A 13,368-nucleotide genomic window follows, 5' to 3' on the forward strand; every position below is an offset into this window, starting at 1 on the left:
CGGGGAAGGGGACATGGCGAAAGGGGGAACGGAGGGCAGGTCCCGTCCGGCCGGCGGTTCGCGCTCCAAGGAAGCAAACAAGCTGATGATGAACCGCTCCCTCGCCCTCAAGATGCTGTCGGCCATGCTTGTTTTCGGAGCGTGGGAAATCGCCGGACGCATCCCGGTGAGCTACGCTTTTCCGACCTTCACCGAATCCATGGCAGCGCTCGTCCGCATGATCCTCGACGGCACGATGTTCGTGGCCTACGCGGAGACCCTGAAGCCGCTCGTCGTCGGCGTCGCCCTGTCGGCGATCGGCGGAATCGGCCTCGGCCTCTGGATCGGCCTGAGCCGGGGCTTCGACTGGCTGTTCTCGCCGATCTTCATCGTCATGCAGGCAGCACCGCTCGCCGCACTGATCCCGATCCTGGTGATGGTCTATGGCATCGGCCTCACCTCGAAGGTCTTCGTGGTCTGCATCATGGCGCTGCCGGTGATCGTGCTGAACACGGCTGGTGCCGTGCGCAACACGCCGGCCTCGCTGAGGGAGATGGCCCGCTCCTTCATGGCCAGGGACAGCGACGTGCTGCTCAAGATCATTCTTCCTTCCGCCTCGCCGCTCATCTTCTCGGGCTTGCGGCTCGGCGTCTCGGCGGGTTTCATCGGCGCCATTCTCTCGGAATTGAAGATCACCCCGACGGGCGTTGGCGACATCATCACCCACAGCCGTTCCATTGCGGATTATGCCAGCATGTATGCGGCGATCTTCTCGATCATCCTCCTGGCCGTGCTTTTCCTGAACCTCCTCGAGAAACTCGAAAACGTCCTCTTCGAAGGGAACAACCGTGGCTATGTCTCAGATTAAGCCGGTCGTGCCGGAGCCGGCCGCCGGCACGTCGAGCGCGGTCTCGGTGCGCGGTGTCTCCAAGACCTACCAGGACGTCGAGGCGCTTCGGAACATGTCGCTCGAGTTTCCACGTGGCGAGCTCACCTCGCTGCTCGGGCCCTCCGGCTGCGGCAAGACGACCTTGCTCAAGATCATCGCCGGTCTTCTCGAGCCCTCGGCCGGGGAGGTGGAGGTCGATGGGAGGAAGGTCACCGGCCCCGGCCCTGACCGCGCCTTCGTATTCCAGGATTTCGCCCTGCTCCCCTGGGCAAACGTGCTGCGCAACGTGGCCTTCGGGCTTGAATTGCGCGGCGTCGCCCGCTCCGAGCGGGAGAGCATTGCCGAGAGGTACATCAGCCAGGTGGGCCTCTCAGGTTTCGAAAAGAAATACCCGCATCAGCTTTCGGGCGGCATGCGCCAGCGCGTCGGCCTTGCCAGGGCTCTCTCCGTCGATGCCCAGGTGCTTCTCCTCGACGAACCCTTCTCGGCCGTTGACGAGCAGACGCGCCGCAAGTTCCAGGAAGACCTCCTGGCACTGGTCCGCCATGAGAGGAAGACCTTCATCTTCGTGACCCATTCGATCGAGGAAGCGGTCTATGTCTCGGACCAGGTCGCCATCCTGCTGCCGCGGCCGAGCCGCGTATCGGAGATCATCCGGCCTTCGAGCTTCCGCGGAAAGAACGTGGACAACATCCGCCGCGACCCGGAGTATCTCGACATCGTCGACAGGATCTGGGCCTCCCTTCGCAGCTACGTGGAGTGAGACTGAGCATGACACTCTTCGGCATCAGGCTTCCCGACATGTCCTCCCTGCTCATCTGGGCTCTGCTGTGGGAGGTCATCGGCCGGCTGAAACTCACCTTCTTCGTGCCGCCGATCTCGGAAGTCGTCGTCACGCTGTTCGAGCTGCTTCCCACGCCCTCATTTCTCAACGCGCTCGGCTCGACGGCCTATGCCTTCGCGCTGGGCGTGTTCTTCGCGATCGTGATCGGCATTCCGGTTGGCATTCTCATGGGAAAGAGCCGCCTGCTGGACGAGATGCTGCTGCCCTGGGTCAACATCTTCCTTTCGGCGCCGCTAACGGCGCTCGTTCCGGTGCTGATGGTGCTGTTCGGTTTCGGCACCAAGACCATCGTCATCACCACAGCGCTTTTCGCCGTCTGGATCATCATCCTCAACGCCCGCGCCGGGGTCCGACAAATCAACCGGTCGCTCGTCGAGATGGCCCGGAGTTTCGGCGCCAGTTCCATGGATGCCTTTTTCAAGGTCTATTTCTGGGCAGCGCTTCCCGAGATCCTGGGTGGCGTCAGGATCGGGGTGATCCGTGCGGTGAAGGGCGTCATCATCGGACAGCTGCTGATCTCGATCGTCGGCTTCGGCGCCCTCTTTGAGCTCTATTCCAGCAATTTTCTGATGCCGGAGTTCTGGGCCGTGCTCATCGTGCTCTTCGGACTGGCCTTCACGCTGTCGGAGTTCCTGGGCTATCTCGAGCGGAAGGTCTCCTACTACGCCGCGGCCCGCTAGCAGGCAGGCGCGTCATGAGGATCTGCATCTTCGGCGCAGGCGCAATCGGCGGGTACATGGCGGCAAAGCTGGCGCAGGCCGGGGCGGATGTGAGCATCGTCGCAAGGGGCCCGCACCTCGCCGCAATCCGCGAAAAGGGTCTGACCCTGTTCGAAGAGGGGCAGGAGCCGGTCACCGTTGCCGTTCGCGCCAGTTCCGAGCCAGCGGAGCTTGGGCCTCAGGACTACCTCGTCGTGACGCTCAAGGCCCATTCCGTTGCCGGTGCTGTAGGCGCGATGCAGCCACTGATCGCCGGAAGGACGACGATCGTCAGCGGCGTCAACGGCGTGCCCTGGTGGTATTTCCACAAGATCGGGGGTCCCCTCGAGGGTACCAGGCTCCAGACCGTCGATCCCGGAAACGTCCAGTGGGACGGGTTCGGCCCCGACCGCGTGCTGGGCTGCGTGGTCTATCCTGCGGCGGAGGTCAGTTCTCCGGGAACCATTCGTCACATCGAGGGAAACCGTTTTTCCCTCGGTGAGCCCGATGGCTCGAGATCCGAGCGGGTCCTCGCCCTTTCCCAGGCGCTGCAGTCAGCCGGCCTCAAGGCCCCCGTGCGGCCCCGCCTCCGGGACGAGATCTGGGTGAAGCTCTGGGGCAACCTCTCCTTCAACCCGATCTCGGCCCTCACTCATGCGACGCTCGATGTGCTCTGCACAGATTCAGGCACCCGGGACGTGGCGCGCCGGATGATGCTCGAGGCGCAGGCGATTGCCGAGAAGCTCGGCGTCACATTTCCTGTCGACGTCGAGCGGAGGATCGACGGTGGGGCCGCCGTGGGCGCTCATCGCACCTCCATGCTGCAGGACCTGGATGCAAGCCGTCCCCTGGAAATCGACGCGCTGGTGAGATCCGTCCGCGAACTGGGTGAGATCACGGCGACGCCCACCCCCACCATCGACATCGTTCTCGCGCTCATCACATTGCGGGCCCGGGTTGCTGGGCTCTATTGAAACACCCTCGCCTTCGGAGCATTTCTTTGCCAAATTCGCCGCGCCGGCATCCGGTGGGACGGCCGAGGCCGCGGACTAGAGGCGCTGCGACGTCCGGCTGCCCGCTGCGTGGCCGAGCAGGGAGAATTCCAGGATGGCGGAGCCCTTGGGCAGGTTCGATATCATCGGCCCCCACAAGACCATGAAGGCGGTGGTGACGACAGGAAATGGCGGCTACGACAAGCTCGTCTATCGCGACGTTCCCGTTCCGCGCCCCGGGGCAGGTGAAGTTCTTGTGCGCGTGCTGGCCGCTGGCGTCAACAACAATGAGGTCAACACGCGCGTCGGCTGGTACTCATCCAGCGTAACGACCGGCACATCGGGCGCGGCAGAAACCGGAGAGAGGGAGGTTCGCCCCAAGGCCGATGGGGGATGGGACAGGCCCACCCCCTTTCCGCTGATTCAGGGCACCGACTGCTGCGGCATTGTCGTGGAGGCCGGGAGTGCGGAAGGCGAGGCGCTGATCGGTCGGCGCATCCTCATCCGGCCCTGCATGCGAACCGCGGGTTTCGGTAACCTGGAGAACGTTTGGATGGGATCGGATTTCGACGGCGTCTTTGCCGAATTCGTGAAGGCGCCGGCCGCCGAGGTCTTCCCCGTCGCGTGCAATTGGAGCGATGTTGAACTCGCCACCATTCCCTGCGCCTACGGAACGGCCGAAAACATGCTCCACCGCGCGAAGCTCGCGCCGGGCGAAACGGTGCTGATCACCGGCGCATCGGGAGGGGTGGGATCGGCAGCGGTTCAGCTCGCACGCCGCCGTCGCACCCGGGTGATCGCGGTGACGAGCCGGGACAAGATGGATGCAGTGCGGGAACTCGGCTGCGATCTCGTCGTCTCGCGGGAACATCACCTTGCCGGTGTCCTCGGCGAGAGAAGCATCGACCTCGTGGTCGACAATGTCGCCGGACCAGATTTCGGCCAGTTCCCGAAGCTCCTGCGCCGGGGCGGCCGCTATGTCTCATCCGGAGCGATCGGAGGACCCATTGTCTGTTTCGACGCACGAGACGTCTATCTCAAGGATCTCACGCTCATCGGCTGCACGGCCTGGGACGAGCCGGTCTTCCCGCACCTCGTCTCCTACATCGAGCGGGGCGAAATCAGGCCGCTCGTGGCGGGCGTCTTCCCCCTCGAGAAGATTGCCGATGCACAGCGCGAATTCATGAAGAAGCGCCATCTCGGCAACTTCGTTCTGGTTCCTTAGGCCCGCTCAGACGAGCAGGTCCTTCGAGATCGAGGCGCCGAGCGTGTATTTCGGATCGACCATGTTGCCAAGGCGCACGCGGCCGGCTTGGGTGAGCAGCATGTAGGCATCGAGCTCGGTGAAGCCGTAATCCTGCGCCATCCAGCGTACAAGCTCCCGGTAGGCGATGCGCGCGGCATCTTCCATGGGACGGCCAGAGCCAATCGTCATGATGCACCGCTCGTTTTCGAGCCGTGCCCACTTGAAGGTCCAGCCCTTGATGAGATCCACCTGAACGGTGGTCACCGTCGGGTGTTCGATGGCGACGCCGCAGAGTTCGCCATCACCCTGGGCGGCGTGGCAGTCTCCGAGGTAGAGCAAGGCGCCCGGCGCGTTCACCGGAAGATAGATCACCGCTCCGGGGCAAACGTCCGGAAGGTCCATGTTGCCGCCGTAGTAGTCAGGCTGCAGCGACGTAATCGCCTCGATCTCGGGCGAGGTGCCGATGGTCCCGATGAATGGCTCGTAGGGGAGCGTGATCTTCTCGTTCCACTTCACGCCCTTGATGGAATCGACCTCCACCTTCTTCACGCGCTCCGGCAAGGGCGCATTGAGCAAGGCGGTCTCCCCGGTGCCCACGAGCCCGCCGAACTCCGGGATGAGGCAGGTCGTTCCCGCAGGCTGCGGACCGCGCGGGCGGATGTCCTTGATATAGACGGCGAGGCAATCGCCTTTCTCCGCCCCGTTCACGTAGATCGGTCCATTCTGCGGGTTGAGATAGGGAAAGTTCAGGATCTGGCTCGGAACATCGCTCTCGCTCATGATCTTGCCCTCGAAGGCGTCATGCGTCTCGACCGAGATTTCCGCACCGGGATCGACCTTCAGCACCGGCGCGGCGTAAGGGCCATAGACATAGTGGTACTTGCCCTGGTCAGCTTCGGTCATGCTGTAGCTCTTGAAGACCTTGCCCTTGGCGGCGCCCCTGCGTGCCATGATCGAACGTTCCAGCCAGTTCATTCCTTCTCTCCTCGACCGTCATGTCTTTCGTGTCGAAGTCAACGGCGATCCCTGCACTTGTCAAGTGCCTGCTGACCCGAGATCAGAAGCCGATTGATAGAGGGCAGCCAACTCCTGTACGAAGTGCCGATGCATGAGGTGATGCCGATGGACCGCGATTTCTTTGACCTTGGCCTGCAGAAGCGCAGCGAGACGCTCGGAAAGGACTATGTCGAGAGGAACCTGAAAGCCGCCGATGATTTCACGCGGCCATTCCAGGAGGCGATGACGGCGTGGTGCTGGGGCTTCGGCTGGGGCGACGAGACGATCGATGCCAAGACGAGGTCCATGATGAACCTCGCCATGCTCGGAGCGCTCGGCAAGATGCATGAGTGGGAGATCCACTGCAACGGTGCGATCAACAACGGCGTCTCGGTCGAGGAGATCAGGGCCATCATCCATGTCGTCGGTATCTATTGCGGCGTGCCGCAAGCACTCGAATGCTTCAGGGCAGCACGAAAGGTTCTGACGGAAAGGGGCTTGCTGCCTGTCCATGCCGCTCCGCAATCCTGATCTGGACGTCGACGCGCAGCGCCTCGCCCGGTGGAATGCTCCCGACCGGCGGCGGCAGAGTTTCCGCAACCTGCACCTCATACACCGCCGCGGCTCGAGCTTCCGGTCGCCAGAAGTCTGGCCGCTCGCGCTCCGACCCGACCCACTGCCTGCCGTCGCGCCAGGTCTCCGCCGGCTCACGGACCAGCCCGCCTTCTGCGCCCTCACCGTTGCCCAGGCCGACAGGATCGTGTTCGAGCGCTATGCCGAAGACTTCGGGCCTCGCCGGCTTCACAGCATCCAGTCGATCACCAAGACCTTCGTGCACCTCGCCATGGGCCGCCTCGTCGCGGACGGGCTCGTCGATCCGGGCAGGCCTATCGGCGATTACGTGCCGGAGGCAGGCTCCGCCTACGCCGCGGCGAGCGTCCAGCAGGCGCTGGACATGGATGTTTGCAGCAATTTCTCCGAGGACTATGCCGCGCCCTACACGCCTTGTCCTGCTCCTGGAGAGCCTGTTGGCTACGCTCGCCAGGAAATCGCCATGGGTTGGCGCCTTCCGCCCGAGGGCGAAGCGGAGTTCGGGGTGCGAGCCTTTGCCTCGGGCCTGGTGAAGCTCCCGCGCCAAGGTCATGGCCGAGAAACGCTCTACACATCCCCCAATACGGACATGCTGGGCTGGGTCATCGAACGGGCGAGCGGCAGAGGGCTGTCGGAGCACGTGGAAGCGATCGTGGAGGCCGCAGGGCTGGAGGATGCCTTCCACATCTCGGTCGATTGTGAGGGTGTGCCCGTGCTGAGTGGCGGCGGCGTCATGACGCCCCGCGACCTCGTTCGTTATGGCCTGCTGATCGCCCGGAGCGGTGCGGGACTGGTGGGACCCACGGTCGGCAGTGCCGCTTTCCTGGCAGACACGTTGACGGGCCCGGGGACCCGCTACAGCGGACCGGATAACCTTCGCTATCGCAACCACATGCTCACCAATGGCAGGTGGGTCGGCCATCCGGGCTATGCGGGGCAGTTCCTGATGATCGATCCGGCGAAGCAGGCCGCAGCGGCTTTCTTCAGCGTGCTCGAGACGCCCTACGGCGACCGCGAAGGCTACTTTCAGGAGATCATGACCTCTCTTGGAATCGTGCTCGCACGGCTGCCGTGACCTTCCGAGCGCTCCGGCGAAATCTCGGAGTTGCTGTCGGATTTCTGACAAACTCCGCAGGCGCCGCATTTGACTATCCTGCCAATGCTCGCAGAAGCGAGAGAGGTCAGGAGAAACGCTCATGAAATTCCAACTCGCCATCAACCTCGAGCGCATGGACGACAGCCTCGACATGCAGGACGTGGCTCGGCACACGCTCGAAATGGTGCAGATGGCGGAGGATGGCGGCTTCAACATCGCCTGGGCGGCCGAGCACCACGCGCTGGAGATGACGATTGCGCCAGACCCATTTCAGATCCTTACCTGGTGGGGTGCGCACACTTCGACGATCAGGCTCGGAACGGCCGTGGCGGTGGCGCCCTACTGGCATCCGATCAAGCTCGCGGGCGAGGCGGCCTTCACCGACCTCGTCACCGGTGGGAGGCTGGAATTCGGCATCGGATCAGGGGCTTACCAGCGCGAGTTCGACCGCATGCACCCCGGCCTCAAGCAGACCGACGGCTGGAAATACATGCAGGAGATGTTGCCCGCCGTCATGGCCCTCTGGCAGGGCGACTACGAGCACAAGGGCGAGTACTGGCAGTTCCCGCTCTCGACCTCGGTGCCGAAACCGTTGCAAAAGCCGCACCCGCCGCTGTGGGTGGCGGCGCGGGCCCCGATTACATACGATTTCGCCGTGAAGCACGGGCTCAACATCATGTCATGGCCGCTGACCAGGCCGATGTCCGAGGCCGAACTCTACAAGTCGAGGCTCGACGAGGCGATGGCCAACAACCCCGGCAAGCGGCGGCCGATCTTCGCCATGATGCGCCACACGGCGGTCTATGACCGCAAGGAGGACTGGATGGTGCCGGTCAAGGCGGCGCAGCGCCAGCTTGGCCAATTCGAGAACCTCTTCAAGAACTTGGGCGATGTGAAGAACGGCTTCCCGAAGGAGGTCGACCTGGGCGAGATCGCCAACCGGGCGGAGTATGACCCCAAGATGCTGTCCACCAACCTGATGTTCGGCACCCCCGACGAGGTGATCGCCAAGCTCAAGCCCTACAAGGCGCTGGGAGTGGACGAGTTCACCTACTACGCCAGCCTGGGTCTTGGGCTGAAGGAGCAGAAACGCTCGCTCGAACTGTTCTGCAAGCACGTTATTCCGGCGTTCAAGTGAGTGCATTTGCATGTCGAAAGTTGTCGAAATCACGCGCAACGGTCATGTCCTCGAGGTCAAGCTCGACAAGCCCAAGGTCAACGCCATCGACCATGCAATGAGCCGGGAGATGGGGGCGGCCTTCGCCCTCCTCCGCGACGACCCCGAGCTCCGCGTCGGCATCCTGACGGCCGAGGGCGACCGGATCTTCTCCGCCGGCTGGGACCTGAAGGCCCTGAACGCCGGCGACATCAAGCTCGACAACTGGTGGGAGGACGGCGACTATGGCGACGGCGGCTTCGCCGGCCTCACCGAGAACTGGAACCTGAACAAGCCGGTGATCGCCGCGCTGAACGGGCTGGCGATCGGTGGCGGCTTCGAGATCGCGCTCTCCTGCGACCTGGTCATCGCGGCCGACCACGTGGAGTTCGCGCTGCCTGAAATGCCGCTGGGGATCGTGCCGGACGCTGGCGCCCTGCAGCGCCTGCCGCGGCGCATTCCCTACAACATCGCGATGGAGATGCTGCTGCTCGGACGCCGCATGGGTGCGGAGGAGGCCGCGCGCTACGGGCTCGTCAACAAGGTGGTGCCCAAGGCCGAGCTGATGGCGACGGCGAGGGCCTGGGCGGACCAGCTGGCGAAGTCGGCTCCGCTTGCCATGCAGACGGTGAAGGAGGTGCTGCGCGCCATCGAGTGCCGGCCGCTCCGCGACAGCTTCGCCACCATGCGCACGGGCGACCTGCCGGTCTACCGCGCCATGCTGAAATCCGAGGATGCCGCCGAGGGTGTGAAGGCCTTCGTCGAGAAGCGCGAACCGGTGTTCAAGGGGAGATAGCGATGGCGAGGCCGGACGTGACGGCGGTGAAAAGGGTTGCAAGTCTCGGCGGGGGGCCGATCGGCGCCGGCTGGGCAGCGCATTTCCTGGCGCGGGGCTATGACGTGACGGGCTACCTCCACGACATGCGGGAAGAGGAGGCCTACCGCAACATCCTCGACACCGCCTGGATCAGCCTCACGGCACTGGGCCTAGCGCCGGGCGCCTCGCGCGAGCGGCTGAGGCTGACGAGCGATCTCGAGGCGGCGGTGGCCGATGCCGGCTTCGTGCAGGAGAGTGCGCCCGAGCGGCTCGAGCTGAAGCAGACGCTTTACGAGAGGCTGGGCGCCATCGTTCCCGAGGGCGTGGTGATCGCGTCGAGCACGTCGGGGCTCATGATGACCGACATCCAGGCCCTCTGCCCGACGCCGGAGCGCACGGTGATCGGCCACCCCTTCAACCCGCCCTATCTCCTGCCGCTCGTCGAGATCATCGGCGGCAGGAAGACCGCGCCCGAGGCGGTGGCCTGGGCGCGCGACTTCTACGCCCATGCCGGCAAGGCGCCGCTGGTGATGAAGAAGGAAATCCCCGGCTTCGTCGCCACGAGGCTGCAGGAGGCGCTGTGGCGCGAGGCGCTGCACATGGTGGCCAATGGCGAGGCCACACCGGAGGACATCGACATCGCGCTGATGAACGGCCCTGCCCCGCGCATGGCGATCCAGGGCCAGTGCATGGCCTTCCACGTGGCCTGCGGCGAAGGCGGCATGGCCACCAACCTCGACCAGTTCGGCCCCGCGCTGAAGCTTCCCTGGACGCGTCTCGCCGCGCCGGAACTGACGAAGGAGCTGCGCGACCGCATGGTGAACGGCTGCAACGCCATCGCCGGAAACCGCCATTTCGAGGAGATGGCCGCCGAGCGCGACCGGGCGATCGTCGGCGTGCTGAAGGCGGTGCGCGCTGCGCGGGCGGGAAGCTAGCCCTTCCGCCGCGGCTTCCTGCCCGTGCCCTGCAGGAAGGAATAGACGGTGCCGGGCCACGATGGGGCGGCGTCCTTCTCGGGCCAGGCCTGGCGGTATTCGCTGGGCTTCTTGCCGAAGGCCTCGAGGAAGCTCTGCGAGAAATAGGACATGGAGTTGAAGCCGCAGGCGGCCGAGACCTCGCGGATCGACATGCGGGTGGAACTCAGCAGCACGCGCGCGTATTGCAGGCGGAGGAGCTTCGAATACTGCACGATGGTGCAGCCGATGTCGCGCTTGAACAGGCGTTCGAGCTTTCTCTGCGAGACGCCGATCTCGCGGCAGACCCGCGGCACCGGTGTCGGCTCCTCGATCCGCGCCTCGAGCAGCGTCATCGCGGCGCGCACGTCCTGATGGACGTCGTCGTGCTTGCCGCCGGTGGCATAGCGCTGGAGAGCTTCCGGCGGCCTTCGCGGATGGTGCATCACCTGGTTGGCGATCTCGGCGGCGAGCTGGTCGCCGTTCTTGCGGCCGACGATATGGAGCATGAGATCGAGCCCCGCCGTTCCGCCGGAACAGGTCATGACCGGGCCTTCCACCGAAAAGAGCTGCTCCACCACCTGGAGCTCCGGATAGGCTTCGGCGAGACCCGCCATCATCGACCAGTGGGTGGTGACCTTCTGGTCGGTGACGATCCCCGCCTTGGCGAAGGCATAGATGCCGAGCTCCACCGCCACCATCTGCACCTTGGAGCGCGCCAGCCGGCGCAGCCAGCGGAAGAGGCGCTGGTCGTCGAGGTGCTCCGCGCCCCAGCTGCCGCACACGACGATCATGTCGGGGACGGGAAGCCCCTCCTGGTCGAAGCTGCGGCAGGCGACCGTCATTCCGCTGCTGGCCGAGACGGGGCCCTCGAAGGAGGCCCGGAAATCCCATTCATAGAGTTTTTGCGGTGCGAGATAATTGGCGATGCGCATCGGCTCCATGAGCATGGTGAGCGTCATCATGTTGAAGCGCGGCAGGAGCACGAAGCTCACGCGCGTCAGCTCGCCCTGCGCCGCGCCCCTGCCGTTCGGCTGACCTGCCTCGCTTTCCGTCATGCACCCGCCACCCGGCGAAAAAAACGAATTCGTGGCGATAAATTTATAACGTCCCGCGCCGTTCGGGCAAATCATTTCGGCCAAAACAACAGGACGGGGAGCGAGACAGCGTGAACTTCGAAGTCATCGTGACATGTGCCGTCACCGGCGCGGGCGATACCGTGGGCAAGCATCCCGGCGTGCCCGTGACGCCGGATCAGATCGCCCAGGCGGCGATCGACGCGGCCAAGGCGGGCGCCACGGCCGCCCACCTCCATGTGCGCGACCCGCAGACCGGCAAGGGCTCGCGCGACCCGGAACTCTTCAGGCGCGCGGTGGACATCGTGCGCGCGAGCAACACGGATGTGGTCATCAATCTCACCGCCGGCATGGGCGGCGACTGGATGATCAGCGAGGACGACCCCTGCAGGGCGGGACCCGGCACCGACATGATCGGCCCCGAGGAGCGCCTGCGCCACGTGGAGCTGCTCAGGCCCGAAATCTGCAGCCTCGACTGCGGCTCGATGAACTTCGGCGACGGCAATTACGTCTACATGTCCACCCCGCCCTATCTTCGCCGCATGGCGGCGCTGATCAAGGAGTGGGGCGTGAAGCCGGAACTCGAGGTGTTCGACCTCGGCCACATTCGCCTCGCCAAGCAGCTGATCAAGGATGGCCTGATCGAGGACCCGCCGATGTTCCAGATCTGCCTCGGCATCCCCTGGGGCGCCGACCAGTCGGTCGACAACATGAAGGCGATGAAGGACCAGCTTCCCGCCAATGCCAGCTGGGCGAGTTTCGGAATCTCGCGCATGCAGATGCCGATGGCGGCGGCGGCCGTGGCCATGGGCGGAAACGTGCGCGTCGGCCTCGAGGACAACCTCTATCTCGACCGCGGCGTTCTGGCGAGCAACGCGCAGCTCGTCGAGCGCGTCGTCGGCATCATCGAGCGCATGGGCGCGCGCGTTCTCACCCCGGCAGAGGCCCGGCGCAAGCTCGGCCTCAAGAAGCAGGCATGACATTGACGGAAAGCCCGACCGGCATCGGCGTCGCCTTCCACAGCGTGACCAAGCGCTACGGGAAGATGACGGCCGTCGACGGCATCACGCTCGACGTCAAGGCGGGAGAATTCCTGACGCTGCTCGGGCCATCGGGCTCCGGCAAGACGACGCTGCTGATGATGCTGGCGGGCTTCCAGGACGTGACCTCGGGTGACATCCTGGTGGGTGGCGCCTCGATTTCCGGAACGCCGCCCGAGAAGCGAAATTTCGGCATGGTGTTCCAGGGCTATGCGCTCTTTCCCCACATGAGCGTGAAGAAGAACATCGCCTACCCTCTCGAGATCAGGCGAAAGCCCGCGGCCGAGATCGAGCGCCGGGTGACCGAGATGCTCGAGCTCGTGCAGCTTGGAGGCTTCGCCGAGCGCTTCCCGCACCAGCTCTCGGGCGGCCAGCAGCAGCGCGTGGCGCTGGCGAGGGCCTTGAGCTTCGCGCCGCGCGTGCTGCTCCTCGACGAGCCGCTGGGCGCGCTCGACCGCAAGCTCCGCGCCGACGTCCAGGAGCAGCTGAAGGAGATCCACCAGCGGCTGGGCACCACCTTCATCTACGTGACGCACGACCAGGAAGAGGCCCTCACCATGTCCGACCGGATCGTGATCATGAACCGCGGGAAGGCGGTGCAGGTGGGAAGCCCCGTCGAGCTTTACGAGAGGCCCGCCACGACCTTCGCCGCGAGCTTCCTCGGCAAGAGCAATTTCATCCGGAAGGACGGGCGCACCTACGCGCTCCGCCCCGAGAAGATCGACGCCGCGCCGGCGGGCACGGGAACGGGCGAGCACCGCCTCACCGGAACGCTCCGCGCCATCACCTACATGGGCGCCACCCTGAAGCTGATGGTGGATGTGCCGGGCCATGGCGCAATCGAGGTTCACGTGCCGACATGGCGCAACACCGGGCAGTTTTCGGAATCACAGGCCATCGACCTCTGCTGGAGCCATGACGCTCAAGTCGAGGTCGAGGGCGGTGACGGCGAGGAAGCGGGCGCAAGACCCGCATGAGAAGGCCGGGCCGCAAAG

14 protein-coding genes are annotated in these 13,368 nt (G+C 64.8%); 12 read left to right on the forward strand and 2 right to left on the reverse strand.

Annotated features, from left to right (window positions below; genetic code table 11):
- From ACK4HL_RS11045 to ACK4HL_RS11065, 5 genes are all read left to right on the forward strand, one after another.
- Positions 1-847, forward strand: an 847-nt coding sequence (locus ACK4HL_RS11045) for an ABC transporter permease (RefSeq protein ID WP_409760117.1), incomplete at its 5' end; no start/stop codon positions are given.
- Positions 834-1,631 carry an ABC transporter ATP-binding protein gene (locus tag ACK4HL_RS11050; protein ID WP_409760121.1) on the forward strand — a complete coding sequence of 266 codons (798 nt, stop codon included), beginning with the start codon at positions 834-836 and terminating at the stop codon, positions 1,629-1,631. The genes ACK4HL_RS11045 and ACK4HL_RS11050, both read left to right, overlap by 14 nt.
- Before the next feature lie 8 nt (positions 1,632-1,639).
- On the forward strand, positions 1,640-2,392 hold the full coding sequence (locus tag ACK4HL_RS11055; protein WP_409760124.1) for an ABC transporter permease: 753 nt from the start codon (positions 1,640-1,642) through the stop codon (positions 2,390-2,392).
- 14 nt (positions 2,393-2,406) lie between these two features.
- Positions 2,407-3,384, forward strand: coding sequence for a 2-dehydropantoate 2-reductase (locus tag ACK4HL_RS11060; RefSeq protein WP_409760127.1), 978 nt, complete (start codon positions 2,407-2,409; stop codon positions 3,382-3,384).
- 133 nt (positions 3,385-3,517) lie between these two features.
- Positions 3,518-4,627 carry an alcohol dehydrogenase family protein gene (locus tag ACK4HL_RS11065; RefSeq protein ID WP_409760130.1) on the forward strand — a complete coding sequence of 370 codons (1,110 nt, stop codon included), beginning with the start codon at positions 3,518-3,520 and terminating at the stop codon, positions 4,625-4,627.
- A gap of 6 nt (positions 4,628-4,633) precedes the next feature.
- Here ACK4HL_RS11065 and ACK4HL_RS11070 read toward each other — a convergent pair whose 3' ends face one another.
- Positions 4,634-5,623 (reverse strand): acetamidase/formamidase family protein, encoded by a 990-nt coding sequence (locus ACK4HL_RS11070; RefSeq protein WP_409760133.1) that lies wholly within the window; start codon positions 5,621-5,623, stop codon positions 4,634-4,636.
- Between the two features lie 147 nt (positions 5,624-5,770).
- On the opposite strand from ACK4HL_RS11070, the gene ACK4HL_RS11075 reads away from it, so the two are divergent.
- From ACK4HL_RS11075 to ACK4HL_RS11095, 5 genes are all read left to right on the forward strand, one after another.
- Positions 5,771-6,175 carry a carboxymuconolactone decarboxylase family protein gene (locus tag ACK4HL_RS11075; RefSeq protein ID WP_409760136.1) on the forward strand — a complete coding sequence of 135 codons (405 nt, stop codon included), beginning with the start codon at positions 5,771-5,773 and terminating at the stop codon, positions 6,173-6,175.
- Positions 6,156-7,310, forward strand: a complete 1,155-nt coding sequence (locus ACK4HL_RS11080) for a serine hydrolase domain-containing protein (RefSeq protein WP_409760139.1) — start codon at positions 6,156-6,158, stop codon at positions 7,308-7,310. Before ACK4HL_RS11075 ends, ACK4HL_RS11080 begins: the two co-directional genes overlap by 20 nt.
- 121 nt (positions 7,311-7,431) lie before the next feature.
- Positions 7,432-8,469 carry an LLM class flavin-dependent oxidoreductase gene (locus ACK4HL_RS11085; protein WP_409760142.1) on the forward strand — a complete coding sequence of 346 codons (1,038 nt, stop codon included), beginning with the start codon at positions 7,432-7,434 and terminating at the stop codon, positions 8,467-8,469.
- 10 nt (positions 8,470-8,479) lie between these two features.
- On the forward strand, positions 8,480-9,283 hold the full coding sequence (locus ACK4HL_RS11090) for a carnitinyl-CoA dehydratase (RefSeq protein ID WP_409760145.1): 804 nt from the start codon (positions 8,480-8,482) through the stop codon (positions 9,281-9,283).
- Positions 9,284-9,285: 2 nt separating this feature from the next.
- Complete coding sequence (locus ACK4HL_RS11095) at positions 9,286-10,239, forward strand: 3-hydroxyacyl-CoA dehydrogenase NAD-binding domain-containing protein (protein ID WP_409760148.1); 954 nt, start codon at positions 9,286-9,288, stop codon at positions 10,237-10,239.
- On the opposite strand, the gene ACK4HL_RS11100 is transcribed toward ACK4HL_RS11095, so the two are convergent.
- Positions 10,236-11,315, reverse strand: coding sequence for a GlxA family transcriptional regulator (locus ACK4HL_RS11100; protein ID WP_409760151.1), 1,080 nt, complete (start codon positions 11,313-11,315; stop codon positions 10,236-10,238). The two genes, ACK4HL_RS11095 and ACK4HL_RS11100, sit on opposite strands and share 4 nt — an antisense overlap.
- A gap of 110 nt (positions 11,316-11,425) precedes the next feature.
- Between ACK4HL_RS11100 and ACK4HL_RS11105 the strand changes: the two genes are divergently transcribed.
- Together ACK4HL_RS11105 and ACK4HL_RS11110 are read left to right on the forward strand one after the other, a co-directional pair.
- Positions 11,426-12,313, forward strand: a complete 888-nt coding sequence (locus ACK4HL_RS11105) for a 3-keto-5-aminohexanoate cleavage protein (RefSeq protein ID WP_409760154.1) — start codon at positions 11,426-11,428, stop codon at positions 12,311-12,313.
- Positions 12,310-13,350, forward strand: a complete 1,041-nt coding sequence (locus ACK4HL_RS11110; RefSeq protein WP_409760157.1) for an ABC transporter ATP-binding protein — start codon at positions 12,310-12,312, stop codon at positions 13,348-13,350. Before ACK4HL_RS11105 ends, ACK4HL_RS11110 begins: the two co-directional genes overlap by 4 nt.
- Positions 13,351-13,368: the final 18 nt, after the last annotated feature.

The sequence above is a fragment of the Aestuariivirga sp. genome (assembly GCF_046294715.1).
Taxonomy (GTDB): Bacteria; Pseudomonadota; Alphaproteobacteria; order Rhizobiales; family Aestuariivirgaceae; genus Aestuariivirga.